The 23,349-nt window shown below is 72.7% G+C and carries 21 protein-coding genes; 13 read left to right on the forward strand and 8 right to left on the reverse strand.

Annotated features, from left to right (window positions below; all coding sequences use genetic code 11):
- Positions 1 to 52: 52 nt before the first annotated feature.
- The 5 genes from ACH9EU_RS09010 to benA all read right to left on the reverse strand — a co-directional run bounded on the left by ACH9EU_RS09010 (position 53) and on the right by benA (position 7,428).
- Positions 53 to 2,884 (reverse strand): AAA family ATPase, encoded by a 2,832-nt coding sequence (locus ACH9EU_RS09010; protein WP_396413598.1) that lies wholly within the window; start codon positions 2,882 to 2,884, stop codon positions 53 to 55.
- 62 nt (positions 2,885 to 2,946) lie between these two features.
- Positions 2,947 to 3,774 (reverse strand): 1,6-dihydroxycyclohexa-2,4-diene-1-carboxylate dehydrogenase, encoded by an 828-nt coding sequence (locus ACH9EU_RS09015; protein WP_396413599.1) that lies wholly within the window; start codon positions 3,772 to 3,774, stop codon positions 2,947 to 2,949.
- Positions 3,774 to 5,348: a benzoate 1,2-dioxygenase electron transfer component BenC gene (gene benC / locus ACH9EU_RS09020; RefSeq protein ID WP_396413600.1), complete on the reverse strand. Its 1,575-nt coding sequence runs from the start codon at positions 5,346 to 5,348 to the stop codon at positions 3,774 to 3,776. The genes ACH9EU_RS09015 and benC overlap by 1 nt, the downstream gene beginning before the upstream one ends.
- 120 nt (positions 5,349 to 5,468) lie before the next feature.
- Complete coding sequence (gene benB, locus ACH9EU_RS09025; protein ID WP_396413601.1) at positions 5,469 to 6,005, reverse strand: benzoate 1,2-dioxygenase small subunit; 537 nt, start codon at positions 6,003 to 6,005, stop codon at positions 5,469 to 5,471.
- 40 nt (positions 6,006 to 6,045) lie between these two features.
- Positions 6,046 to 7,428, reverse strand: coding sequence for a benzoate 1,2-dioxygenase large subunit (gene benA, locus ACH9EU_RS09030; RefSeq protein WP_396413602.1), 1,383 nt, complete (start codon positions 7,426 to 7,428; stop codon positions 6,046 to 6,048).
- Between the two features lie 329 nt (positions 7,429 to 7,757).
- Between benA and catA the strand changes: the two genes are divergently transcribed.
- A complete protein-coding gene (gene catA / locus ACH9EU_RS09035) occupies positions 7,758 to 8,654 on the forward strand; it encodes a catechol 1,2-dioxygenase (RefSeq protein ID WP_396413603.1) in 897 nt (298 codons plus the stop codon).
- 375 nt (positions 8,655 to 9,029) lie between these two features.
- Here catA and ACH9EU_RS09040 read toward each other — a convergent pair whose 3' ends face one another.
- Complete coding sequence (locus tag ACH9EU_RS09040; protein WP_396413604.1) at positions 9,030 to 9,512, reverse strand: MarR family transcriptional regulator; 483 nt, start codon at positions 9,510 to 9,512, stop codon at positions 9,030 to 9,032.
- Positions 9,513 to 9,586: 74 nt separating this feature from the next.
- Positions 9,587 to 10,312 (reverse strand): hypothetical protein, encoded by a 726-nt coding sequence (locus ACH9EU_RS09045; protein ID WP_396413605.1) that lies wholly within the window; start codon positions 10,310 to 10,312, stop codon positions 9,587 to 9,589.
- A gap of 190 nt (positions 10,313 to 10,502) precedes the next feature.
- Here ACH9EU_RS09045 and ACH9EU_RS09050 point away from each other — a divergent pair, with 190 nt between their 5' ends.
- Both ACH9EU_RS09050 and ACH9EU_RS09055 read left to right on the forward strand, forming a co-directional pair.
- Positions 10,503 to 11,579, forward strand: coding sequence for a glutathione S-transferase C-terminal domain-containing protein (locus tag ACH9EU_RS09050; RefSeq protein ID WP_396413606.1), 1,077 nt, complete (start codon positions 10,503 to 10,505; stop codon positions 11,577 to 11,579).
- A 109-nt stretch (positions 11,580 to 11,688) separates the two neighbouring features.
- Positions 11,689 to 12,534: an aldolase/citrate lyase family protein gene (locus ACH9EU_RS09055; protein ID WP_396413607.1), complete on the forward strand. Its 846-nt coding sequence runs from the start codon at positions 11,689 to 11,691 to the stop codon at positions 12,532 to 12,534.
- A 4-nt stretch (positions 12,535 to 12,538) separates the two neighbouring features.
- Here the strand turns inward: ACH9EU_RS09055 and ACH9EU_RS09060 are convergent, their stop codons facing one another.
- Positions 12,539 to 13,255 (reverse strand): HAD-IA family hydrolase, encoded by a 717-nt coding sequence (locus ACH9EU_RS09060; protein ID WP_396413608.1) that lies wholly within the window; start codon positions 13,253 to 13,255, stop codon positions 12,539 to 12,541.
- A gap of 158 nt (positions 13,256 to 13,413) precedes the next feature.
- Here ACH9EU_RS09060 and ACH9EU_RS09065 point away from each other — a divergent pair, with 158 nt between their 5' ends.
- The 10 genes from ACH9EU_RS09065 (at position 13,414) to ACH9EU_RS09110 (ending at position 23,251) form a co-directional block, all read left to right on the forward strand.
- Positions 13,414 to 14,406 (forward strand): MsnO8 family LLM class oxidoreductase, encoded by a 993-nt coding sequence (locus ACH9EU_RS09065; RefSeq protein ID WP_396413609.1) that lies wholly within the window; start codon positions 13,414 to 13,416, stop codon positions 14,404 to 14,406.
- A 121-nt stretch (positions 14,407 to 14,527) separates the two neighbouring features.
- The gene (locus ACH9EU_RS09070; RefSeq protein ID WP_396413610.1) at positions 14,528 to 15,586 is read left to right on the forward strand and encodes an alcohol dehydrogenase catalytic domain-containing protein; all 1,059 of its coding nucleotides are present in this window, start codon (positions 14,528 to 14,530) and stop codon (positions 15,584 to 15,586) included.
- Between the two features lie 96 nt (positions 15,587 to 15,682).
- Complete coding sequence (gene malQ / locus ACH9EU_RS09075) at positions 15,683 to 17,890, forward strand: 4-alpha-glucanotransferase (RefSeq protein WP_396413611.1); 2,208 nt, start codon at positions 15,683 to 15,685, stop codon at positions 17,888 to 17,890.
- A gap of 49 nt (positions 17,891 to 17,939) precedes the next feature.
- Positions 17,940 to 18,809 (forward strand): GDSL-type esterase/lipase family protein, encoded by an 870-nt coding sequence (locus tag ACH9EU_RS09080; protein WP_396413612.1) that lies wholly within the window; start codon positions 17,940 to 17,942, stop codon positions 18,807 to 18,809.
- A 275-nt stretch (positions 18,810 to 19,084) separates the two neighbouring features.
- The gene (gene rpmB / locus ACH9EU_RS09085; protein WP_396413613.1) at positions 19,085 to 19,321 is read left to right on the forward strand and encodes a 50S ribosomal protein L28; all 237 of its coding nucleotides are present in this window, start codon (positions 19,085 to 19,087) and stop codon (positions 19,319 to 19,321) included.
- A gap of 1 nt (position 19,322) precedes the next feature.
- Entirely contained in the window at positions 19,323 to 19,490 is a 168-nt protein-coding gene (gene rpmG / locus ACH9EU_RS09090; protein WP_017832642.1) for a 50S ribosomal protein L33, read from the forward strand.
- A gap of 4 nt (positions 19,491 to 19,494) precedes the next feature.
- Positions 19,495 to 19,800 (forward strand): 30S ribosomal protein S14, encoded by a 306-nt coding sequence (rpsN, locus tag ACH9EU_RS09095; protein WP_396413614.1) that lies wholly within the window; start codon positions 19,495 to 19,497, stop codon positions 19,798 to 19,800.
- 73 nt (positions 19,801 to 19,873) lie between these two features.
- Positions 19,874 to 20,158, forward strand: a complete 285-nt coding sequence (locus tag ACH9EU_RS09100; protein ID WP_396413615.1) for an HU family DNA-binding protein — start codon at positions 19,874 to 19,876, stop codon at positions 20,156 to 20,158.
- 205 nt (positions 20,159 to 20,363) lie between these two features.
- Positions 20,364 to 20,918: a copper resistance protein CopC gene (locus ACH9EU_RS09105; protein ID WP_396413616.1), complete on the forward strand. Its 555-nt coding sequence runs from the start codon at positions 20,364 to 20,366 to the stop codon at positions 20,916 to 20,918.
- A gap of 179 nt (positions 20,919 to 21,097) precedes the next feature.
- Positions 21,098 to 23,251, forward strand: coding sequence for a cytochrome c oxidase assembly protein (locus ACH9EU_RS09110; protein WP_396413617.1), 2,154 nt, complete (start codon positions 21,098 to 21,100; stop codon positions 23,249 to 23,251).
- Positions 23,252 to 23,349: the final 98 nt, after the last annotated feature.

Below are 23,349 nucleotides of genomic sequence, written 5' to 3' on the forward strand. Positions count from 1 at the left end.
CGCGGCCGGAGGGGCCGGAGGGTCCGGAGGGCCGGAGGGAGCGGAGGGGACTTCAGTCGGGCGGGCGGTAGCGGGCGGCGAGCTCGCTGCGGGAGCGGATCCCGAGCTTCCCGTAGATGCGGGTCAAGTGGTACTGCACCGTCTTCTCGGCCAGGAACAGGGCCCGGGCGGTCTCCTTGTTCGTGGCCCCGGCCGAGACCAGCTCGGCCACCGCCTGCTCCTGCGCGGTGAGCGGCACCTGCGTGCGCCCCGCGGCCGTGAGCACGGGGTCCGAGGGGTCCGGCAGGTTCCCGATGTCGAGGCCGGTGGCCTTGAGCTCCCGGTCGCAGCGCTCCACGTAGGTGGCGGCACCGAGCGCGTCGTAGAGGTCCCGGGCGGCCCGCAGCACCGAGGACGCGAGGCGCCGCTTGCCGGCGCGCCGCATGCTCTGCCCGTAGGCGAAGCTGATCCGCGCGCGCAGGTACGGCCGGTGCAGCCCGCGCAGGTGGCCGAGCGCCGCCTCGAAGTGCTCCCGGGCCGCGTCCGGGTCCCCCTGCGCCGCGACCAGCCGGCCCCGGGCCCAGGCCATCCGCGCCCGGTCCGAGGGGATGTCGCGCTCACGCCGCACCCCCTCGAACGCGGTGAGGAAGGCCTCGGCCCGCTCGAGCCGGTCCGTCATCACCAGGGCGTTGACGTAGGTGTCCTGCCACGGCCAGAACGAGACGCGCTCGTCCGTCCACGGGTCGAGGTCCGTGAGCGGCTCCAGCACCTGCAGGGCGCTCTCGTAGTCCGCCCGGGCCTCGTGGAAGCGGGCACGGGCCAGGTTGGCGGGGACCTGCATGGCACGGTAGGTGCCGGGCTGCACCGCGGCCTGCGAGACGTAGTGCCGGGCCCGGTCCCAGTCCCCGCGCATGGACCACAGCTCCGCGGCGGTCCAGTACAGCAGGGGGCGGATGAGGGGCATCTGGGAGGTCTCGAGCCGTACGGATGCCCGGGAAACGGTCGCCGCGGCGGCGTCCCAGTCGCCGAGGACGAGCTGCGTGCGGGCCAGCCAGGCCTCCGCCCACAGGGAGATGCGCAACGACCCGCCCCGGTGCTCGGTGGGTGCCGCCGCCTCGAAGTTCACGAGCGCGGTCTCGACGTCGTCGGCCCGCAGCGCGAGCCAGCCCGCGCCCATCTGGACGCGCTGCTTCTGGGCGTTCTCCGCCGCCCGGCCGAAGGCCCGCTCGTAGGCGCGCTCGGCCTCGCCCAGCCGGCCCTGGGCGAAGAGGCCCAGTCCGTAGATCGCCTCGGACTCGATGTGCGCGGGGGTCCGGGGCTCGGTGAGGGACATCGCCGTCTCGGCCCACCGGGTGATCAGGGGGCCGTCCCACGAGGCCACGCCGTGCAGGACGAAGCGCTGGGCCACCTGCGCGGCCGCCGCGGGGTCCTGCCGGGGGTTGCTCGTGCGCCACGCCATCTCCAGCTGGGCCTGCGCGCTGCGGTTCTGTCCGGACACGGTGGAGAGGTAGCCCAGGACGGAGGAGCGCAGCGGCGAGGGGGGCATGGCGTCCACGGCCGCCGTCCACATGTCGGCCTGGGCGATGTTGCCGGAGCCGACGAGGGCGTCCACGGCCCGCAGGAGCCGGTCGTTGCGGGTGCGCCGGTCGGCGGAGAGCCGGGACGCCGAGAACAGCGCCGTCGCGACGTCCTGCCAGGCGCCGACCATGGCCTGCCTCCGGGCGAAGTCCTCGAGCTCGGCGGCGAGCGGCTCGTCCGCGCCGGGGGTCGCCGAGACCCGGTGTCCCAGGCGGTCGGCCTCGTCCTGCACCACGGCGGCCGCCATCCGGTGCAGCTCGATCCGCCGGCTGGGCACGATCTGCTCGTAGACCGCCGCGGCGGCGCCGGCCTCCACGTACTCGACGTGGGACCGGGCCTGGTCCACCGTCAACCGCAGCAGGCCCGTCCGGTGGCCCTCGTCCAGGGCGTCCAGAACGGAGCCCACCCCGCTCACGTGGGCGACCTCCGGCAGGCCGGCGCCGGGCCCGAGCACCGCGACGGCCTCCGCCGCGCGCACGAGCCCGGGGGAGGCGGCGGCCAGCACGCTGCGCACCCGGGCGCGGACCCGGGAGCTCGCCGGCAGGTCGGGGAACCAGGAGTGCCAGGTCTCCTCGGGCAGCTCGCGGAGCAGCTCCACGACGTGCTGGGCGATCCCGCCGGTGTGGCGGACCAGTCCGTGGGCGGCGGTCGCGCTGAGGTCGATCCCGAAGCGCCGCCGCGCGAGGTCGCGCACGTCCTCGGGCGACAGCGGGTCGAGCACGAGGCTCCGGACCTGGTGGCCGGTGAGGAAGTCGAGCACCCCGGCGGGGAGGTTCTCGGCCCGGTCGGGGTCCAGCGTCAGCACGAACATGACCCGCTTCTCGTGCAGGCGGCGCATCACGAACACGAGGATGCGCAGGCTCTGTTCGTCCAGCCGGTGGGCGTCGTCGACGGCGACGACCACGGATCCGCGGGACTGCAGGCCGTCGAGGTGGGTGCCGAGGGTCGCGGCGTAGTTGACGGCCTGGGCCGGGCTGAGCTCGGCCACCGGAGCCGAGGGCGGAGCGGGGGCGCCGTCGAACCCTTTGGCGGAGCGCAACGGTGAGCTGAGCATGAGCTGGGAGTACCCGGCCAGGGCCAGCTGCGCCTCCCACTCGTCCCCCGTGGCGCTGAGCACGCGGATCCCCCGTGTCGAGGACCGGCAGTGCTCCAGGAACAGGTCCAGCAGAGCGGTCTTGCCCGAGCCGGACGGGCCCTGGAGCACCACGGTGCTGACGTTGCCCTTGCGCACCGTGCGCAGCACCTCGAGGAGCTCCTCGAAGACGTCGGCCCGCCCGGCCAGGGGGAACGCCTCGCCGGCATCACCGTGCTGGAGGCCCCCCGTCATGCCCGCGAGTCTACCGCGCCGGGTTCCCCGCCCCCGACGGCGGGCGCCGGACATTGGCCCGGTCAGCCGAGGTCGCCGCCGGCCACCGGCAGCACGCTTCCGGTGACGTAGGAGGCTTCGTCGGAGGCCAGGAACACGATCGGCGCCGCCTGCTCGTCGAGGGTGCCGTAGCGCTTCAGGAACGAGGAGTCGACGGTCTGGTCGACGATCGCCTGGTACCACTGCTTCTCGGTGGCCGACTCGGCCTCGGGCCCGCGCTTGACCTTGCGGGGCGGTGCCTCCGTGCCGCCGGGGGCGGTCGCGACCACGCGGAGGCCGCGGCCGGCCACCTCCATGGCCAGGGACTGGGTCAGGGCGTTGACCCCGCCCTTCGCGGCGGCGTAGGGCACGCGGTGCATCCCCCGGGTGGCCACGGAGGAGACGTTCACGATCGTGCCGGAGGCCTGCGCCAGCATCGTGGGCAGCACGGCGCGGCAGGACCACAGCGTGGGGAAGAGCGAGCGTCGGATCTCCTTCTCGATCTTCTCCTCGTCGTACTCCTCGTACGGACGGGCCCAGATGGTGCCCCCGACGTTGTTGACCAGCACGTCCACCCGGCCGTGGGCGGCCAGCGCCGCGTCGACGGCCTGCTGGGCGCCCGCGAACGTCTCGAGGTCGGCGGTGACGGACGTGGCCGAGCCGCCCGAGGCCGAGTCCTCCGCGGCCTCGGTGATGCCCCGGGCGACGTCGTGCACGAGCTCGGCGCGGTCCACCAGGACGACGGCGCCGCCCTCGGCGCCGATCCGCTCGGCGACCTTCTGCCCGATGCCTTGCGCGGCCCCGGTCACCACGGCGACCTTCCCGGCGAAACGGCCCGGCGTCAGGAACTGCCCGGCGTACGGTGCGCCCATCAGTTGCCGGCCTCCTTGACGTCGATCGCGCGGGACATGGTCTCCTTGGCGTCGCGGGCGTGGGCCATGATGACCTCGCGGGCGCGCTCCTTGTCCTGACGCTCGAAGGCGTCGACGACGTCGAGGTGGTCCTGCGCGACGCGGGCGAAGATCTCGGTGCCCTCCTCGAAGGTGGCCGCCATCTGCTGCTGCACGTCGAGGCGGCGGTAGGACTCCAGCAGCGCCGGGTTGTCGGAGATCATGAAGAGGTACTCGTGGAACTCCTCGTTCGTCCGCACGTACTCCTCGGGGTCGGAGACCGTGCCGGCGCCCACGGAGCGCGTGGTGGCCTCGGCCAGCCGGCGGAACTGGCGCAGCTGCTCCTCGGTGAGCCGGCCCAGCATGAGCTCGGTGACGGCGAGCTCCAGGCCCATGCGGGCGTCGAGGTGCGCGAAGCTGTCCTCCTTGCGGAACTCCAGCCGACCGGTCTCCATCGAGGAGACCGCCTCGGCGCGGGTCATCGTGTCGCCCTCCTCCTGGACCTTCTCCGCCGGGGCGGGAGCGCCGGTCTCGGCGTCGCCGCCGGTGGTCTCCTTCGGGGCGAAGCGCTCGAAGTAGAAGTTGGCGGGCTCGACGCCCTCCGTGTCCAGCCACTGGGAGACGGCGTTGACCATGGGCGGCGGGCCGCACAGGTAGATGTCGACGTCGCCGCCGTTGAGATGGCCCGGCTCGATGATCTGGGTGACGTAGCCGGTGTGGGGGGCGGAGGTGCCCTCCTCCGAGGCGATGTAGTCCCACGTGAAGTTCGGCAGTCGGGTCTCGTAGGCACGGATCCAGTCCAGCCCGACGATGTCCGCCTCGCGGGTCACCCCGTAGATCAGGTGCACCGGGGTGCTCGGCGGGTTGGCGGAGAGCTTCTCGAGGATCGAGAGCAGCGGCGCCAGACCGGTGCCGCCGGCGAGCAGCAGCAGGGGACGCTTGGGCTCGCGCAGGAAGAAGGAGCCGTAGGGGCCGCTGAACTCGATCGCGTCGCCCACCTCGGCGCGGTCCCGCAGGTACTCGGACATCGCGCCCTGCGGGGTGATGCGCACCATGAAGGACGCGTCCTCGACCTCGGGGCCGCTGCTGAAGGAGTAGGAGCGCTCGGCGTCGGCGCCGGGGACCTTGATGTTGACGTACTGGCCCGGCAGGTAGGCGAGCTTCTCGCGGTCCTGGACCTCGAGCGTGAAGGAGATCGTGGTCTCCGAGTGCTTGTCGAGCTCCTTGAGCGTCGAGGTGAACGTGGACGCGGAGGTCTTCGCCGACTCCGAGGTCGCCGGGATCTGGATCGACAGGTCCGACTCCGGGACGGCCTGGCACGTGAGCATGTAGCCCTTCTCGAGCTCGTCCTCGGTCATGGCGTCGTCGATGAAGTCCCCCGGGTCGAAGCTCCCGGAGTCGCAGAAGGCCTTGCAGGTGCCGCACGCGCCGTCGCGGCAGTCCGCCGGGATGTTGATGCGCGCCTTGTACGCGGCGTCCAGGACGGTCTCGTAGTCGCCGACCTTGACGACCTTCGTGACGCCGTCCTCGAAGCTGAGGGCTACCTGATGGCCCATGATGTCCTCCTGGTGGGGTCGGCCGCCTGGTCGCGGCCGGAGAAGTCTGTGCGGGGTGCTCGGGAGCAGTGCTGACGGGTGCGCCGCGGCCGGCCCGGAGCCGGCCGCGGCGAGAGCCCGTCAGACCATGTACACGTCCACGACGTGGTGGATGTAGTCGTTCTTCAGCACGACCTTCTTCTTGCGGATGACGGGCTGCTCGCCCGAGAGGTCGATCGTGTAGAAGCTGGTGCCGAAGTACGTGTCCGTCGTGTTGTACCGGAAGTACAGCGTGAACCAGTTGAAGCGGACCTCCACCTGGTTGCCGTCCTGCGCCAGGACCTCCACGTCGGTGATGTTGTGCCCGGTGCGGGGGTCCGGCAGGGAGGTGGCCGAGGAACGGTCCGTCTTGATCCGGAAGACCCGGTCCTCGATGCCGCCGCGGTTGTCGTAGTAGATCAGGGAGATCTCGTTCTGCGGGTCCTCGGTCAGCTGGTCGTTGTCGTCCCAGGCCGGCATCCAGAACTCGGAGTCGGGGTGGTAGCACTCGAGCCACTCGTCGAACCGGCGGTCGTCCAGCAGCCTGGCCTCCTTGTAGAGGAAGGCTCGCACGGTCTCGAGGGTCGCGATCTCCTCGGCGGTCTTGAGCGCCTGGGGAGGGTTCATCACGTTGGCCATGGTGTTCTGCACTCTTTCTGTGGGGTCGGGGTGGTCCGGGTCAGACGGAGGCGGGAGCGGACTGCTCGGCGGTGCGCTCCTCCGCGGCCAGCCCCTTGTCCATGACGTCCTTCCAGAAGGTGTGCTGGATCGGGTACAGGCCCTCGTCCTCGGTGCGCACGCCGGAGGCGATGACCCGGGTCATGCCGAGGGCCTGGGCCTGCTCGTCCGGGCCCTGGATCTCGTGGGCCGCGCCGCGGGACATGTCGTTCCACGCGGCGGAGGTGGCCCAGTAGGTCTTGTTGCAGGAGCGGAACTCCTCGAGGTCGTCCGGGGTGGCCATGCCGGTCGCGTTGAAGAAGTCCTCGTACTGGCGGATCCGCTTCGAGCGGTTCTCCTGGGACTCGCCCTTGGGGGCGATGCAGTAGATGGTGACCTCGGTCTGGTCCGCGGAGATCGGCCGGAAGTGACGGATCTGCGAGGAGAACTGGTCCATGATGTAGACGTTCGGGTACAGGCAGAGGTTGCGCGAGATGTTGATCATGAAGTTCGCCATCTCCTCGCCGTACTTCTCGACGAGCTCCTCGCGGCGGTCCCACAGCGGGCGGTCCTGGGGGTTGGTCCACTCCTGCCACAGCAGCAGGTGGCCGTGCTCGTAGGAGTAGAACCCGCCCTTGACCTTCCCCCACTTGCCGGCGTCCATGGCCTTGGTCTTGTTGGCGGAGTCGCCGGCGGTGCGGCGGGCGGTGGTCGCGGCGTAGTTCCAGTGCACGGACGTCACGTGGTAGCCGTCGGCCCCGTTCTCCGCCTGCACCTTCCAGTTGCCGTCGTAGGTGTAGGTCGAGGCGCCGCGCAGGACCTCGAGGCCCTCGGGGGACTGGTCGACGATGGAGTCGATGACCTTGGTGGCGTCGCCGAGGTGCTCCTCGAGGGAGAGCACGTCCGGGTTCAGGGAGCCGAACAGGAAGCCGCGGTAGGACTCGAAGCGGGCGACCTTGGTGAGGTCGTGCGAGCCGTTCTTGTTGAAGTTCTCGGGGTAGCCGCCGTTGCGGGCGTCCTTGACCTTGAGCAGCTCACCGGAGTTCTTGAAGGTCCAGCCGTGGAACGGGCAGGTGAAGGTCGTGCGGTTGTCGGTCTTGCGGCGGCACAGCATCGCGCCGCGGTGGGAGCAGGCGTTGACGATGCAGTTGAGCTTCTCGTCCTTGTCGCGCGTGATGACGACCGGCGTGCGCCCGATGTACGTCGTGAAGTAGTCGCCGACGTTCGGGATCTGGGACTCGTGGGCCAGGTACACCCAGTTGCCCTCGAAGATGTACTTCATCTCGAGCTCGAAGATCTCCTCGTCGGTGAAGATCTCGCGCTTGGCGCGGATGACGCCGTTCTCGCGGTCGTCGACCACGGCGTCGGAGAGGACCTCGCGGACGTGGGTCAGGTTCTCGGTCATGTCGTGCTCCTTCTGGACGGGGTGTGCGATCGGGGCGGGACGGCCGATCCGGCCGGCTCCTGCCGGAGAGCATGACGACCATTCTGGACCCCCGTGACGGCGCTCACATCAGGCGAACCCCTAGGTCTGACCCAGGGGGGTGTTATGTCACCTCTTGTGCATAGAAATCACTCAATCAATATTTGTAGCGTCCTGATCCCGTCCTTACTCTGTAAGGGACGACGTCGACGTGTCCGGTGTCACAGCCCGGGGCTCCGGCCCGATCGGGGAGCGAGGCACGCGGGGCGTCGGCGGTCCGAGCACGAACGACGACGGAAGTGGAGAAGATCATGACGAACACGCAGGCCGAGCAGGCGGCGGCGGCGCGCCGGGCGGAAGAGGGCACGGCGGTGGAGGCCGGGTCCAAGGCCACGGAGCGGTTCACGGCCTCGGGGAAGCTGGCGAAGCTGGAGGTCCCGAAGGAGCGGGTGTCGCTGCTGGCCGGTGCGGCCATCAAGGCGATCAACGACATCGCGGTCGAGCACCAGGTGACCTACGAGGAGTACAACGCGCTGAAGGCGTGGCTGATCAAGGTCGGCACCGACGGGGAGTGGCCCCTGTTCCTGGACGTGTGGCTGGAGCACACCATCGAGGACGTCAACTCCAAGGACCGGCCCGGGGCGGCGAGCACCATCGAGGGCCCCTACTACGTGCCCGGGGCCCCGGTGCTGCAGACCCCGGCCACGCTGGAGATGCGCGAGGACGAGGAGGGCACGCCGTTCCTGCTCAAGGGCCGGTTCACCGACACGGCCGGCAACCCGATCCAGGACGCCCAGGTGGAGATCTGGCACGCGGACGCGGCCGGGTACTACTCCCAGTACGCCCCGGGGCTGCCGGAGTGGCTGTTCCGGGCAACGGTGAAGGCCGACGAGAACGGGTACTTCGAGATCAACACCAAGCGCCCGGCCCCGTACCAGATCCCCACCGACGGGGCCTGCGGGCAGCTGATCGCCGCGGCCGGCTGGCACGCCTGGCGCCCGGCGCACATCCACATCAAGGTCTCGGCCCCCGGCTACCAGCTGGTCACCCAGCAGCTGTACTTCCCCGGCGACCCGCACAACGAGGACGACATCGCCTCGGCCGTCAAGCCCGAGCTGATGCTCGAGCCCAAGCCCCGCGCCGACGGCGGGGAGGGCGAGGAGGCCGTCTACGACTACGTCCTGGCCAAGGAGGGCGAGCACAAGTAGGCGAGCGGCAGCGGCGGTCCGTTGTCAGCGGCGGTCCGCCCCGCGCGCACACCCCCGGAGCCGCGGCTCCGGGGGTGTGCGCGTTCCCCGGGCGGGGTCCGGAGCCGCTCGGACGGAATCTCGGGAGGACGGAACGTCCGCAGAAACCTGGGCGGGTCGTGCGAGGTCGGCTTGCCCATGCAGATCAATGGGCCTAGAGTGGATCTGTCGTCGGCGATGGCCCGGACGTGATCCCCCCATCTGCGTCCGGATGGTTCCTGCCGGCGTCCGGTGTCCCGTTCCCCCGATCGGGACACCTGACAGGCCCTGCCGATCCCCCCATGCGGCAGGGCCTGTCCCTTGTCCTCGTGCCCTTGTCCTCGTGCCGGCCTCGGGTCAGCACAGTCCCATGTCCTTGACCCGGGGGACGACCTTGTCCGCGATGGACCGCAGGGTGTCCATCTCCTGCGGTGTCAGCTGGTCGATCAGGGCGGCGCGGACCATCTCGAGGTGTCCCGGCGCCGCCGCCTCGATGGCGCCGCGCCCCTCGGGGGTGACGCGGACGTCGAGACCGCGGGCGTCGCTGTCGCACGGCAGCCGTTCCAGCAGGCCGCGCCGGGCCATCCGCGAGAGCAGGTGGGACAGGCGGCTGCGCTCCCAGCCCAGCTCGCCCAGGAGGTCCCGGGACCGGACGACGCCCGTGGGGCTCTCGGAGAGCAGCACCAGGACCTCGTACTCCGAGCCGGACAACGCGCTGTCCCGGGCGAGCTGACGATCGATGGCCGTCTGCATGCCGCGGCTCAGGGCCAGGAAGCTGCGCCACACGCGCTGCTCCTCGGCGGTCAGCCAGTTGACCTCGGTGGTCTCGGGGTGGGTCATGGTGTGGTCCTCTCTGCGGGCCGGGGAATCCTCCACATTCTATTGACGCGTCAACAAAAGTCAAGCTCTTCCCCTCAGTCGGGCGCAGGGCCGTACCGTGTGTCGCCGCCGTGCCGTGTGGTTGCGCCGTGCCGTGCGGATCCGCCGTGCCGCGGCTCCCTGTCGACCCGGCGGGGCCGCCGGACCCACTCGGAGTCGTAGTGGTTCCCGGGCGTGCCCGGACCGGGGTCCCGGCCGGCGCGGCGGTCGCGCTCGGCGTAGCCCGTGGGCCGCAGGGGGGAGTCGTCGTCGTCACGCACCGTGAAGGAGGCCACGGCCACCAGCGCGAAGCCGATCGCCGCGGCGACCACGAGGGTCATGCCGGCGACGACGAGCACGGCCACGTGCTCACCGGCCTCCGCGCCCCGGCCGGACCCCCCGGGCACGGGGTCCACGGCGAAGGTTCCCGCGAGGGGCAGCAGGCCGAGCAGCAGGAGACTCCAGGGGATGAGCCACAGCCGTGACCGCGGCCGAGGTGACGCCGCCGGGTCCCGGAGCGCGGGATGGCGCTGAGCCAGCACGAAGCCCGCCAGGCCGGGCAGCACGAGCGGCGTCCCGGCCGCCCATCCCCACGAGTGGCCCAGCGCGGCCAGGCCCGCGCCGACCAGCAGGCCCAGGAGCACGAGCGTGAACGACAGGCCGCGCACCATGCGCCGGGCCGCGAGCGGCGGGACCGTGCGCACGGGGCGGGAAGGGCTCGCCGGACGGTCCTGGTGTGGCAGTCGCTGCCCGTACTCGGGCTCGGGGACGTGGGTGCTCATGGGAGGCGGTTCCGGACGTGGGCGGTGCTTGATGACTCCACTGTAGACCTCGGCGCCGACACGCACCCCTGGCCCGGCGACGTTTGATGGACATATCCTCACAGCGCGGGGCAGGAGTCGCGGCCGTCCCGCCGCCGAGCCCGGTGCCGGGGACGTCGCCCGGCACACCACGAACCGTCGAGGAGCCCCCATGTCGCAGCGCAGCACCCAGCATCACGAGCACAGCACGGCCGGTGCGTACGTGCACCGTGGTGAGGAGTTCACCCGGGACACCACGTACATCGAGGACCGCATCGTCCGCGACCCCGCCTCGGCCTCGGTCGCGGAGGGCGCGCGTGCCTGGCCGGTCGAGCCGGGCCGCTACCGGCTCGTGGCGGCCCGCGCCTGCCCGTGGGCCAACCGCACGCTGATCGTCCGCCGCCTGCTGGGCCTGGAGGACGTCCTCTCCGTGGGGCTGCCGGGGCCGGTGCACGACGCCCGGTCGTGGACCTTCGACCTCGACCCCGACGGCAGGGACCCGGTCCTCGGCATCGAGCGGCTCCAGGAGGCCTACGTCGCCCGCTTCCCCGACTACCCGCGCGGGATCACCGTGCCGGCGATCGTCGAGATCGGGACCGGCCAGGTCGTGACCAACGACTTCGCGCAGATCACCGAGGACCTGGCCAAGGAGTGGACGGCCTTCCACCGCGAGGGCGCTCCAGACCTGTGGCCCGCCGGTGTCGAGGACGAGATGCGCGAGGTCATGCACCGCGTCTACACCGAGGTGAACAACGGTGTCTACCGCTGCGGGTTCGCCGGGTCGCAGCAGGCCTACGAGAAGGCCTACGAGCGGCTGTGGTCCGCGATGGACTGGCTCGAGGAGCGGCTCGGAACCCGCCGCTACCTCATGGGCGAGCACATCACGGAGGCCGACGTGCGGCTGTTCACCACGCTCGTGCGCTTCGACCCGGTCTACCACTCGCACTTCAAGTGCTCGCGCCAGAAGCTCACCGAGATGCCCCATCTGTGGGGCTACGCCCGTGACCTGTTCCGCACGCCCGGCTTCGGGGACACCGTGGACTTCGTGCAGATCAAGGAGCACTACTACGTGGTCCACGAGGACATCAACCCTTCGCAGATCGTGCCGGTCGGCCCCGATCTCGGCAACTGGCTCGCCGAGCACGGCCGCGAGGCGCTCGGCGGCTCCCCGTTCGGGGACGGCACCGGGCCGGGGCCGGTGCGCCCCGGGGAGCGGGTTGAGCGAGCTCACACGCCTCTGCCCGCCTGAGGGGCGCCGCGCTCCGGGGCGGCGCCTAGACTTGAACCCTCCGGCCGGCCCCGCCGTGCACGTCACCGGGGCCGGCCGTGCCCGTCCGCCCGTCCGGAAAGGACCCCTCGTGGCCCCCTACCGCAATCAGCGCGCCGCCGCGCTGCCCGCCCGCCTGTCCCGCTCGTGGTTGCTCACCTCGGCCGCGGACCCCTCCGTCTTCCCCACGGCGCTCGCCTCCGAGGCGGACTCGGTGGTGTTCGACATCGAGGACGCGATCCCGGCCGACGGCAAGGACGAGGCGCGGCGCAATGTCGTGGAGGCCTTCGAGGCCGGAGCCAGCGCCTGGGTGCGGATCAACGACATCACCACCCCCTACTGGGAGCAGGACCTCGCGGCCCTCAGCCGCGTGGGGCACCTGCGCGGGATCGTGCTGGCGAAGACGGAGCACCCGGACCACATCACCAAGACGGCCATGATGGCGCCCGCGGGCACGCCCGTCGTCGCCCTCGTCGAGTCGGCGGTGGGCATCATGAACGCCAACGACATCGCCCGGGCCCCGGGCGTGTTCCGCCTCGCCTTCGGCGTGGGCGACTTCCGCCGGGACACGGGCGTCAGCGCGGACCCGATGGCACTGGCGTTCGCCCGTTCCAGCCTCGTCGTCGCGTCCCGGGTGGGGGAGCTGCCGGGGCCCATCGACGGTCCGTCCGTCGGCGCCGCCGAGGAGGAGCTCGCCGGGGCCTGCGCCGTCACCCAGTCCATGGGCATGACGGGCAAGCTGTGCCTGGACCCCGCCCAGACGGACGGGATCAACCGCCACCTCGCCCCGAGCGACCAGGAGATCACCTGGGCGCGGGAGCTGATCGAGCAGCACGACTCCGGGCACGTGGTGGGGGACGGCAGCTACCTGCCGCGGCTCGCCCGGGCTCGCAAGGTCTCCGAGCTGGCCCAGACCTACGGGCTCTGGAACCGCTGAGCCCTCAGCCCGCCCAGCGGGCCACGAGGGCCCGGAACGCCGGGTCCGTCAGGGACGGGGCCCGCAGGTGTGCGGGCACGGGGTCCCCGTCCGGGACCGACGGCACCGCCACGACCACCAGGCCCGCGGCCACGGCGGAGGCGGCGCCCGCCACGGAGTCCTCGACGGCGAGCGCCTCGCCGGGGGCTGCGCCCAGCCGCCGCACGGCCTCGGCGTAGATGTCCGGGGCCGGCTTGCCGTGCGCGACGTCGTCCGAGGACACCCAGGTGGTCAGGTGCGGGGCGAAGCCCGCCTGCTCCAGCTTGACCCCGAGGATCGTGCGGGTGGAGTTGCTCGCGACGGCCACGGGCATCCGCCCGGCGAACGAGCGCACGGTCTCGAGGGCGCCCGGCAGCGCCACGATGTGGCCCTCGAGGGCCTCCGCCTCGGTGCGCAGCACGTCGGCGAGGACCGCGGCGCGGTCGGCCCGCGCGGCGTCCGCGATGGCCGCGGCCACGTCCCCCGCCGACCAGCCCATCATCCGCCGCTGCGTGGCCTCGGTGTACGCCAGTCCGTTGCGCTCGGCGACGATCCGCTGGACGCGGGCCCAGGTGGCCTCCGTGTCCATCAGGATCCCGTCGCAGTCGAACACCACGCACGCCGGTGCCCAGCCGGGGGCCGGCTCGGGCAGCTCGTGGGCGACGTCGGGCACGGGGTGGGCGGAGGGCCGCGTGGAGGTCATGGTTCCATGGTGCCGCACCCGGGCCCGGACGTGGCCGGGGTGTGAGGAGGACGACGTCGGCGGCGGTCCGGAATAAGCGGCCCCGCCCCGGGTGTTGGGGCCACCGGATCCCCTGAGCGCGATCCGAGCTCCCACCCGCCGACGAAGGAGTCCCTCCCGTGCCCGCCACCACCCGTGTTCCGCTGTCCGCGCTCGACCTCGTCCCCGTGTCCGAGGGCCGCGGTGTCGCGGACGCCCTGCACGAGGCGGTGGCGCTCGCCCAGCGGCTCGAGACCTCCGGCTACCGGCGGCTCTGGTACGCCGAGCACCACAACACGGAGGCGTTCGCCTCGTCGGCCACGGCGGTCCTCATCGGGCAGGCCCTGGCCGCGACCCGGACCCTGCGGGTGGGCTCGGGCGGCATCATGCTGCCCAACCACGTGCCGCTGACCGTGGCCGAGTCCTTCGGCACCCTCGCCCACATGCATCCCGGGCGGGTGGAGCTGGGGCTGGGGCGCGCGCCCGGCACGGACATGCGCACGGCCCTCGAGCTGCGCCGCGGTCAGGCCGGCCACGACACGTTCGAGTCCGACGTCCGCCGGCTCGTCCGGCTGTTCGGCGGGCAGGAGCAGGAGCACGTGAAGGCCGTGGTCGCCCGCGGTGCGGACGTGCCCCTGTGGATCCTGGGCTCCTCGACCGGCGGGGCCGAGGTGGCCGCGCGGCTCGGTCTGCCCTACGCCTTCGCCTCCCACTTCGCCCCGGCCATGATCATGGACGCGATCGCCCTCTACCGGCAGCGCTTCGACGCAGGCGCGCCCACCGCCACGGTCGAGCGTCCGCACGTGATGGTGGCCGCCAACGTCCTCGCCGCGGACACGGCCGAGGAGGCGCGGCGCCAGTTCACGACCCACCAGCTGCTCGTGCGGGGCATCACCCGCAACGACCGGCGGCCCCTGCAGCCGCCGGCCGACCGGGTCGAGCTCAGCGCGGCCGAGGCCGCCATGGTCGAGCAGCACCTCGCCGTCTCCGCGGTCGGGACGCCGGACCAGGTGGTCGCCGACCTCGAGCAGATCGTCGAGATCACCCGGGCGGACGAACTGATGCTCAACAGCTACGCCCACGACCCCGAGGTGCGCGCCCGCTCCTACGAGCTGGTGGCCCACGCCTGGTGAGCGCCGCACCCCGCCGCCCCGGCCCCGTCCGTCCCGCCGCACGGGCATCCACCGCACGAGCATCCACCGCACGAGCATCCACCGCACCACGAGGGGCCACGCCCCACGGAAGGAGCACCCCATGAGCACCGTCCCCGCCCTCGAGGCCGTCTCCGCGGCCTCCGGCTTCCGCCGCACCGAGATCGACCGCCGCCCCGTCGGGCCGCGCGACGTGGAGATCGAGATCGACTGGGCCGGCATCTGCCACTCGGACATCCACATCGCCCGCGACGAGTGGGGCGCCACCTCCTACCCCGTGACCCCCGGCCACGAGATCGTGGGACGGGTGCTGGCCGTGGGGGAGGAGGTCACCGGCTTCTCACCCGGCGAGACCGTGGGCGTGGGCTGCTACGTGGACTCCTGCGGGACCTGCGAGTACTGCGCCGACGGCCGGGAGAACTTCTGCGCCGAGGGGGTCGTGGCGACCTACAACACCCCGCTGCCGGACGGGTCCGTGACCCGCGGCGGCTACAGCCGCGGCGTCGTCGTCGACGAGCGGTTCGTGCTGCGCGTCCCGCAGGCCCTCGACCCCGCGCGGGCCGCGCCGCTGCTGTGCGCCGGGATCACCACCTACGCCCCGCTCCGCCGCTGGGGCGCGGGGCCCGGCCGGAGGGTCGCGGTCGTGGGGATGGGCGGGCTCGGCCACGTGGCCGTGAAGATCGCCGCGGCGATGGGCGCGGAGGTCACCGTCCTGAGCCAGAGCCTGGCCAAGCGGCAGGACGGTCTCGCCTTCGGCGCCCGCGACTACTTCGCCACGAAGGACCCGGAGACGTTCGAGCGCAACCGGGGCCGCTTCGACCTGGTCCTCAACACGGTCTCGGCGGACCTCCCCGTCGAGCAGTACCTGTCCCTGCTGCGCGTCGACGGCGTGCTGTGCTCGGTGGGCCTGCCCCCGGAGCCGTACAGCGTGCGGCCCATGGCCCTGGCCGCGCGCCAGCGGGTGCTCACGGGGTCGATGGTCGGCGGGCTCCCGCAGACCCAGGAGATGCTGGACTTCTGCGCCGAGCACGGCGTCGAGTCCGAGATCGAGGTGATCGGCGCCGACGACGTCGACGAGGCCTACGACCGGGTCGTCGCCTCCGACGTGCGCTACCGCTTCGTGGTCGACGTCGCCCGCACCCTGGCCCGCGCCGGCGCGTAGTGCGCCCACGGGCCCGGCGGCTCGCACGCCCCTCGGGTCGGCGCGGGACCGCCGGGGCCCCGCGTCCGGCCGGGGCCTCTGGTTAGAGTGGGGACCATGGCCGACACCACCACTGACGGCGCGCTGCGCCGGCTTGCCGAGGCGTACCGCGTCTCCACGACGTATTCCGGTTTCGACGGGCAGGAGCGGGAGGTCCCGGAGGCGACGCTGCGCGCCGTGCTCACCGCTCTGGGCGCGGACGCCGACGGCGACGACGCGATCGAGGCCTGCCTCGCTCAGCGGGAGCTGGCCCCGTGGCGGCGGACGCTGCCGCCCGTCGTCGTCGCCGTCCAGGGGGAGCGGACCCGGTTCGCCGTCCACGTCCCGCACGGGTCCCCGGTGCGCGTCACCGTCGTGGGCGAGGACGGGTCGCGCACGACCGCGCCGGCGGTCGACAACTGGCGCTCCCCGCGCGACGTCGACGGCGTGCTGACCGGTCAGGCCACCTTCGAGGTCCCGGAGGGCTGCCCCGTCGGCTGGTACGAGCTGCGGGTGGAGTGCGCGGACGTCGAGGACGGCCGTGCGGTGACCGCGCCGCTGGCCGTGACCCCGCGGCACCTCTCGACCACGGACCGGCTGCACGGCCGGCGGCGCTGGGGGTACATGGCGCAGATCTACTCCGTGACCTCCGGCCGCTCGTGGGGCGTCGGGGACGTCTCGGACCTCGCGAGCCTCGCGGCGGTCTCGGGGGAGCAGGGCGCGGACTACCTGCTGGTCAACCCGCTGCACGCCGCCGAGCCCGTCCCGCCGGTGGAGCCCTCGCCGTACCTGCCGACCAGCCGCCGGTTCTTCAACCCCCTCTACCTGCGCATCGCCGAGGTCCCCGAGTACGCCTACCTGCGCCCGGCCGACCTCGAGGTGGTCAGCACCCTGGCCGCGATCCAGCGGCGGGCGAACCTCGACACCTCCACCATCGACCGGGACGCGGCCTACGCGGCCAAGCTCAAGAGCCTCGAGCTGCTGTTCACCGTCCGGCGCTCCCCGCACCGGCAGCAGCAGCTGCGCCGGTTCGTGGCCGAGGGCGGACAGGGGCTGCAGGACTTCGGCCTGTGGTGCGCCCTGCGGGAGGAGCTCGGCGAGGACGCCGCCGAGTGGGACGACGGCGCCGCGACCCCCGGCTCCCCCTACGCGGTCGAGGCGCGGACGCGGCTGTCCCGGCGGATCGACTTCCACGTCTGGATGCAGTGGCTGCTCGACGAGCAGCTGGAGGCCGCCCAGCGCGCCGCCCACCTGGCCGGGATGGACATCGGCGTGATCCACGACCTCGCGGTGGGGGTGCACAAGCAGGGCGCCGACGCGTGGACCCTCCAGGACGTGCTCGTCCCGGGCGTCAGCGTGGGCGCGCCGGCGGACATGTACAACCAGAAGGGCCAGAACTGGTCACAGCCCCCCTGGCACCCGGAGCGCCTCGCCGAGGCCGGCTACCTGCCCTGGCGGGACATGCTGCGCACGATCTTCCGGCACGCCGGGGGCATCCGCGTGGACCACGTGCTGGGTCTCTTCCGGCTGTGGTGGATCCCGGACGGCCACGAGGCCTCCGAGGGGGCCTACGTGTACTACGACCACGAGGCGATGGTCGGCATCCTCGCGCTCGAGGCGGAGCTCGCCGGGGCCGTGGTCGTCGGCGAGGACCTCGGCACCCTGGAGCCGTGGGTGCGGGAGTACCTCGCGGAGCGCGGTGTGCTGGGCACCTCGATCCTGTGGTTCGAGGTGGACGGGGACGAGCCGCTGCCGCCCTCCCGGTACCGGGAGCTGAGCATGGCCTCGGTCAACACCCACGACTTCCCGCCCACGGCCGGATTCCTCCAGGGGGTCCACGTGGACGTCCGCGAGCAGCTCGGCCTGCTCGCCCGTCCGGTCGAGGAGGAGCGGGCCGAGGCCCGGCGCCAGCTGGAGACGTTCCTCTCCGCGGTGGCCGACGCCGGGCTGCTCGCGGACGCGGAGTCCGCCGGCGAGCAGGAGGTCGTGGAGGCCCTGCACCGCTACCTGGCCCAGACCCCGGCCCTGCTCCTCAACGTCTCCCTCGTGGACGCGGTCGGCGAGCGGCGGATGCAGAACCAGCCGGGCACCGGGGACGAGTACCCCAACTGGCGGGTTCCGCTGGCCGACGGCGAGGGAAATCCCGTCCTGCTCGAGCGGCTGGCGGAGGACCCGCGGGCCAACTCCCTCGTGCGGGCCGTCAACGAGGCGCTCGGGGGACGCTCCCGCTTCCGGCAGGTCGGGGAGCCCGAGCAGCCGCACCAGCCCGACCCCACAGTGCCCTGACCGGCGCCGGACGCGGGACCGGAGTGGACCTCACGGGAGGGAGCGGCGCATGACGGAGCCGACGACGGCGACCCCGGCTGTCCTGCCGCCGGAGCGGCCCGTCCGGTGGGTGGCCCTGGGCGACTCGATGACGGAGGGCGTGGGGGACCCCGACCCCGCCCGTCCCAACGGGGTCCGTGGCTGGGCGGATCTCGTGGCCGAGCAGCTCACCGCCGCACGCCCGGACACGCGGTACGCGAACCTGGCGGTGCGCGGCCGGCTGCTCCGCGGGATCCTGGCGGAGCAGCTGGAGCCCTGCCTGGCCCTGGAGCCCACGCTCGTGAGCCTCTACGCCGGGGGCAACGACATGCTCCGCCCGCGGGTGGACGTGGACGAGCTCATGGCGGCCTACGAGCAGGCCGTCGTGCGGCTGCGGGCATCGGGCGCGCAGGTGGTGCTGTTCACGGCCTTCGACCCCGGCCGTGGCGCCCCGACCTCCTGGACGAGGCCCCGGCAGGCCCTCTACAACGAGCACGTCCGCGAGATCGCCGACCGGCACGCGTGCCTGCTGCTGGACTACTGGCGGATGCGCGAGCTGCAGGACTGGCGCTACTGGGCGGTCGACCGCCTGCACATGTCCGCCGCCGGCCACACCCGCGTGGCCGCCGCCGTCCTGGAGCTGCTCGGCGTGGAGCACCGCCTCGAGCTGCCGCCCCCGGATCGGCTTCCCGTGACGGCGAGCCCGGGCGTGCTCCGGGAGGACCTCCTGTGGGCCCGGGAGTACCTGCTGCCGTGGCTCGTCCGGCGCCTGCGCGGCACGTCCTCGGGTGACGTGGTCTCCGCGCGGCACCCCCGGTACACGACGCCGCACCCCCGGGACGTGGTCCCCGCGGGCCCCGAGGCCCCGGGTTTGCGGGGGTCGGGGGAGCCGGTAGACTGACCCGAAGCTGGTCACGCCTGACGTCGAGTTGCGGGAGAGTCCGCGCGGGCCTAGGATTCAAGGCTGTCGTGTGTGGTGGAGTCCACCTTCCGGCACCTTGATCTTCACCGTCTTCATCGTGGCGGGGCCTCGCCGGTTCCGGCGCGGGTTCCACGAGAGGGCCCGGTTGGCGAACGGTGGCAATTCTCAGGTGACGGGACGCCCGTCCGCAGGTGAGTGATCATCCGCGGTACCCACTGCGTGCCGTCATTTCGTCAACATTGGAGGAGAACACTATGGCAGCGCACTGCCAGGTGACCGGAGCTCAGCCGGGCTTTGGGCACAGCATTTCGCACTCGCACCGCCGTACCAAGCGCCGGTTCGACCCGAACATCCAGAAGAAGCGGTACTGGGTGCCGTCGCTGCGCCGCAGCGTGACGCTCAACGTCAGCGCCAAGGGCATCAAGGTCATCGACGCCCGTGGCATCGACGCCGTCGTGACCGACCTGATCGCACGTGGGGAGAAGATCTAGCATGGCCAAGGACAAGGACGTTCGTCCCATCATCAAGCTCAAGTCCACCGCCGGCACCGGTTTCACCTACGTGACCCGCAAGAACCGCCGCAACGACCCGGACCGCATGGTGCTCAAGAAGTACGACCCGGTCGTCCGCAAGCACGTCGATTTCCGCGAGGAGCGCTGAATCCATGGCCAAGAAGTCCAAGATCGCCAAGAACGAGCAGCGCAAGGTCGTCGTCGAGCGCTACGCCGCGAAGCGTGCCGAGCTGAAGAAGACCCTCATCGACGAGAACGCCACCGACGAGGCCCGCGAGGAGGCCCGCCTGGGCCTGCAGAAGCTGCCCCGGGACGCCTCGCCGGTGCGCCTGCGCAACCGTGACCAGATCGACGGCCGCCCCCGCGGCACCCTCCAGAAGTTCGGCATCTCCCGCGTCCGGTTCCGCGAGATGGCACACCGTGGCGAGCTGCCCGGCATCACCAAGTCCAGCTGGTAATTTCTGACGCAGGAGCGCGACCGGTCTCCGGCGCCGCGCTTCCCCACGACCCCAAGTCCAGGAGGACATGAACATGGCCAAGAACCGCAGTGAACTCGTCGCGGAGGTCGCCGAGAAGGCCGGCACCACCAACACCGCCGTCAACGGCGTCCTGGACGCGCTGTTCCAGGTCTTCGAGGAGTCCGTCGCCAACGGTGAGAAGATCACCATCCCGGGCTGGCTGGCCGTCGAGCGCACCGACCGTGCCGCCCGCACGGGTCGCAACCCGCAGACCGGCGAGAGCATCGAGATCCCGGCCGGCCACGGCGTCAAGCTGACCGCTGGTTCCAAGCTCAAGGCGGCTGTGTCCAACAAGTGAGGACACCCGCCGGTCCGTCCAGGACCGCGTCCCGAGGCTTCGTCCGAAGGGGCGGCCCCCGCACGGAGGCCGCCCCTTCGGCGTGTCCGGACCTCGGGCCGGCCGTGCCGTCCCGCCCGGCCCCCGCCCCGATGCCCCGTTCCACCCGGCAGGCGGTCCCGGCCGCCGACAAGTGCCCCCGCGGCACAGGAGGAGACACCGTCCCATGCGTGCTACCCGAGGCGCCGCGGCGCTGTTCGCCGCCGTCGCCCTGGCCCTGCTGCCCGCCCTCCCCGCCACGGCCCACGACGAGCTCACCGCCGTCACCCCGGAGCCCGGGTCCGTCCTGACGACGGCCCCGGAGCAGGTGCGGCTCAGCTTCTCCGGGGAGGTGATGGAGATCGGCCACGAGGTGGCGGTCACCGACTCCTCGGGCCGCTCCGTGACCGAGGGACCGCTCGAGACGCGCGGCAACGATGTGGTCCAGCCGCTCGCGGACACGGGCGACTCGGCCGAGTCGTACCACGTGGTGTGGCGGGTCGTCTCCGGCGACGGCCACCCCATCGAGGGGACCTTCCGGTACGACGTCGGCGCCGGCGCGGAGCCCGACCCGGACTCGACCACCCCCGCCGGGGACCCCGCCGAGCGGACCGGGGACCCGGCCTCCGAGGCGGCCTCCGGCGACGTGCCGCTGTGGCTCGTCGCCGTGCTCGGCGGCGTGGCCGCCGTGGCGCTGCTGGCGGCCGTGAGCGTCGTCTCGCGCCGGCGCCGAGGACACTGAGCCCGGCACGGGACCGCGACCCGCGGCGGGGAGCGTGCCCGCCGGGTGGGACGGAACACACCGGGGCGCCCCGGACGGCGCGGCGGGGCACAATGGACGGAGCCGTCCCGCACGGGGCGGAGACCCGGGGAGCGGATGCCGCAGGGGCGGGCGCCCGGGGAGCGGACGAAGGAGACACCATGAGTTCGAGGACGGCCGAGCGCTCCGGTCGTATTGCGCCGCCGGCAGGCCGGGGACTGGACCCCTGGCTGCTCGCGGTCGTGCCCGTGGTGGCCCTCGTCGCGCTCGTCGTCGCCATGGCCGCCACCGGCTCGGGCGCCGCGCGGCTGGCCGCGGACCCGGGCGCCCTCGTCCGCTGGGGCCTGCCCGCCGCGGAGCTCCTCCACGACGGCGCGCTCGTCGTGGTCCTGGGCGCCCTGCTGTTCGCGGTGGGCGTCGTGCCGAGGACCCGCACGGAGGGGCGCCGCCCGGACACGGCGGATCCCGTCCCCGCACCGGAGCACCCCCTCTTCTCCGCCACGCTGCGTCTCGCCGAGGCCGCGGCAGTGGTGTGGACCGTCGCCGCCCTCGCCGTGCTCGTGCTCTCCTACTCCGACGTCGCCGGCGTACCCGTGGGCGCGGGCGCGACGTACACGGGCCAGCTCCTGCACTACGCCACCGACATCCCCACGGGCCAGGCCCAGGCGGTGATCGCCGTGGTCGCCGCCGCCGTCACCACGCTCGTCTTCGGCGTCCGGGCCCTGCTCGGACTGCTGCTCACGCTCCTCCTGTCCTGCGCGGCCCTCGTGGCGATGGCCCTCACCGGACACTCCGCGGGTGGGGACGACCACATGGCCGCCGTCAACTCCCTGGGCCTGCACCTGCTGGGCGTGTGCCTGTGGACGGGCGGCCTCGCGGTCCTCGGGTGGCTCTCACCGCGCCTGAGCGCCCCCGACGCCGGGACCGGCACCCTCCCGGTGGGGGCCGCCCGCGGGCGCGCGTCCTCCGGGGACCGCCCCCGGGTGCCCATCGCGGCCGTCGTGCTGCGGCGCTTCTCCGCGGTCGCGTTCGGGGCCTTCTTCCTCGTCCTGCTCTCGGGCACGGTCAACGCCGCCGTGCGGATCGGCACCTGGGAGCAGCTGCTGAGCGGCTACGGCCGGCTCGTGCTGGTCAAGACCGTCCTGACCCTGGGCCTCGGGCTGGCCGGCCTCGCCCACCGCCGGTGGCTGGTTCCCGCGCTGGAGACGGGTCGCCTCACGGCCCGCCGGGCGGTGTGGCAGCTCGTGCTCGGCGAGCTCGTGGTCATGGGCGCCGTCATGGGCGTGGCCGTCGCGCTGTCCCGGACCGCGCCGCCGGTGCCGGAGGAGCTCGCCCCGGACGCGTCCGCGGCCGAGATCCTCACGTGGTACCCGCTGCCGCCGGAGCCCACGGCCGCGTCGTGGTTCACCACGTGGCGCGTGGACTGGTGGTGGCTGGCCGTCGTCGTCGTCCTGGCCCTCGTCTACCTGCGCGCGTTCGCGCAGCTGCGCCGGCGCGGGGACACGTGGTCCGCACTGCGCGCCGTGTCGTGGCTGACGGGCCTGGGCCTGCTGTTCTACGTCACCTCGGGCGGCGTGGCCGTCTACGGCCGTGTCCTGTTCTCCGCCCACATGGTCGAGCACATGGCCCTCACCATGGTCGTGCCCGTCTTCCTGGTCCTGGGTGCCCCCGTCACCCTGCTGCTCAAGGCCCTGGAGCCCCGCCGGGACGGCACCCGGGGGCCCCGCGAGTGGATCCTGCGCCTCGTGCACTCGACGTTCGGCCGGGTCGTCACCCACCCGATCGTCGCCGCCGTGAACTTCGCCGGCTCCATCGTGGTCTTCTACTTCACCCCGCTGTTCCACTTCACGCTGCACTACCACGTGGGCCACGTGTTCATGGTCACCCACTTCCTGCTCACCGGGTACCTGTTCATGCTCGTGCTGATCGGGGTGGACCCGATCCCGCGCCGGCCCGGCTACATGATGCGGCTCGTGCTGCTGCTCGCCACCATGGTCTACCACGCGTTCGTGGGCGTGGCCCTCATGGGCTCCGACACGCTGCTTCAGGCGTCCTGGTTCGGCAACACCGGGCGGGACTGGGGGCGCACGGCCATCGAGGACCAGCAGCTCGGCGGGGCACTCATGTGGGGCATCGGCGAGCTGCCCACGGTCGTCGTCGCGGTCGTCGTCGCCGTCATGTGGGCGATCGACGGCTCCCGGGAGAACCGGCGCGTGGACCGCCGGGCCGACCGCACGGACGACGCCGAGCTCAGGGCCTACAACGAGATGATGGCCGGCCTCGCCGAGCGCGACCACCGGGCCGCCCGCCGTTGAGCACGCCACCGACACGCACCGCACCGACTCGCACCGCACCGACTCGCACCGCACCGACTCGCACCGCACCGACTCGCACCGCACCGACTCGCACCGCA

Source organism: Kocuria rhizosphaerae (assembly GCF_044462265.1).
In the GTDB taxonomy this organism is placed as follows: Bacteria; Actinomycetota; Actinomycetes; order Actinomycetales; family Micrococcaceae; genus Kocuria; species Kocuria rhizosphaerae.

Bases quoted from the DNA above. Each gene is read 5' to 3' on its own strand.
- ACH9EU_RS09010 (WP_396413598.1), bottom strand. From the start codon at position 2,884: ATGACGGGGGGCCTCCAGCACGGTGATGCCGGCGAGGCGTTCCCCCTG.
- ACH9EU_RS09015 (WP_396413599.1), bottom strand. From the start codon at position 3,774: ATGGGCGCACCGTACGCCGGGCAGTTCCTGACGCCGGGCCGTTTCGCC.
- benC (WP_396413600.1), bottom strand. From the start codon at position 5,348: ATGGGCCATCAGGTAGCCCTCAGCTTCGAGGACGGCGTCACGAAGGTC.
- benB (WP_396413601.1), bottom strand. From the start codon at position 6,005: ATGGCCAACGTGATGAACCCTCCCCAGGCGCTCAAGACCGCCGAGGAG.
- benA (WP_396413602.1), bottom strand. From the start codon at position 7,428: ATGACCGAGAACCTGACCCACGTCCGCGAGGTCCTCTCCGACGCCGTG.
- catA (WP_396413603.1), top strand. From the start codon at position 7,758: ATGACGAACACGCAGGCCGAGCAGGCGGCGGCGGCGCGCCGGGCGGAA.
- ACH9EU_RS09040 (WP_396413604.1), bottom strand. From the start codon at position 9,512: ATGACCCACCCCGAGACCACCGAGGTCAACTGGCTGACCGCCGAGGAG.
- ACH9EU_RS09045 (WP_396413605.1), bottom strand. From the start codon at position 10,312: ATGAGCACCCACGTCCCCGAGCCCGAGTACGGGCAGCGACTGCCACAC.
- ACH9EU_RS09050 (WP_396413606.1), top strand. From the start codon at position 10,503: ATGTCGCAGCGCAGCACCCAGCATCACGAGCACAGCACGGCCGGTGCG.
- ACH9EU_RS09060 (WP_396413608.1), bottom strand. From the start codon at position 13,255: ATGACCTCCACGCGGCCCTCCGCCCACCCCGTGCCCGACGTCGCCCAC.
- ACH9EU_RS09070 (WP_396413610.1), top strand. From the start codon at position 14,528: ATGAGCACCGTCCCCGCCCTCGAGGCCGTCTCCGCGGCCTCCGGCTTC.
- malQ (WP_396413611.1), top strand. From the start codon at position 15,683: ATGGCCGACACCACCACTGACGGCGCGCTGCGCCGGCTTGCCGAGGCG.
- ACH9EU_RS09080 (WP_396413612.1), top strand. From the start codon at position 17,940: ATGACGGAGCCGACGACGGCGACCCCGGCTGTCCTGCCGCCGGAGCGG.
- rpmB (WP_396413613.1), top strand. From the start codon at position 19,085: ATGGCAGCGCACTGCCAGGTGACCGGAGCTCAGCCGGGCTTTGGGCAC.
- rpmG (WP_017832642.1), top strand. From the start codon at position 19,323: ATGGCCAAGGACAAGGACGTTCGTCCCATCATCAAGCTCAAGTCCACC.
- rpsN (WP_396413614.1), top strand. From the start codon at position 19,495: ATGGCCAAGAAGTCCAAGATCGCCAAGAACGAGCAGCGCAAGGTCGTC.
- ACH9EU_RS09100 (WP_396413615.1), top strand. From the start codon at position 19,874: ATGGCCAAGAACCGCAGTGAACTCGTCGCGGAGGTCGCCGAGAAGGCC.
- ACH9EU_RS09105 (WP_396413616.1), top strand. From the start codon at position 20,364: ATGCGTGCTACCCGAGGCGCCGCGGCGCTGTTCGCCGCCGTCGCCCTG.
- ACH9EU_RS09110 (WP_396413617.1), top strand. From the start codon at position 21,098: ATGAGTTCGAGGACGGCCGAGCGCTCCGGTCGTATTGCGCCGCCGGCA.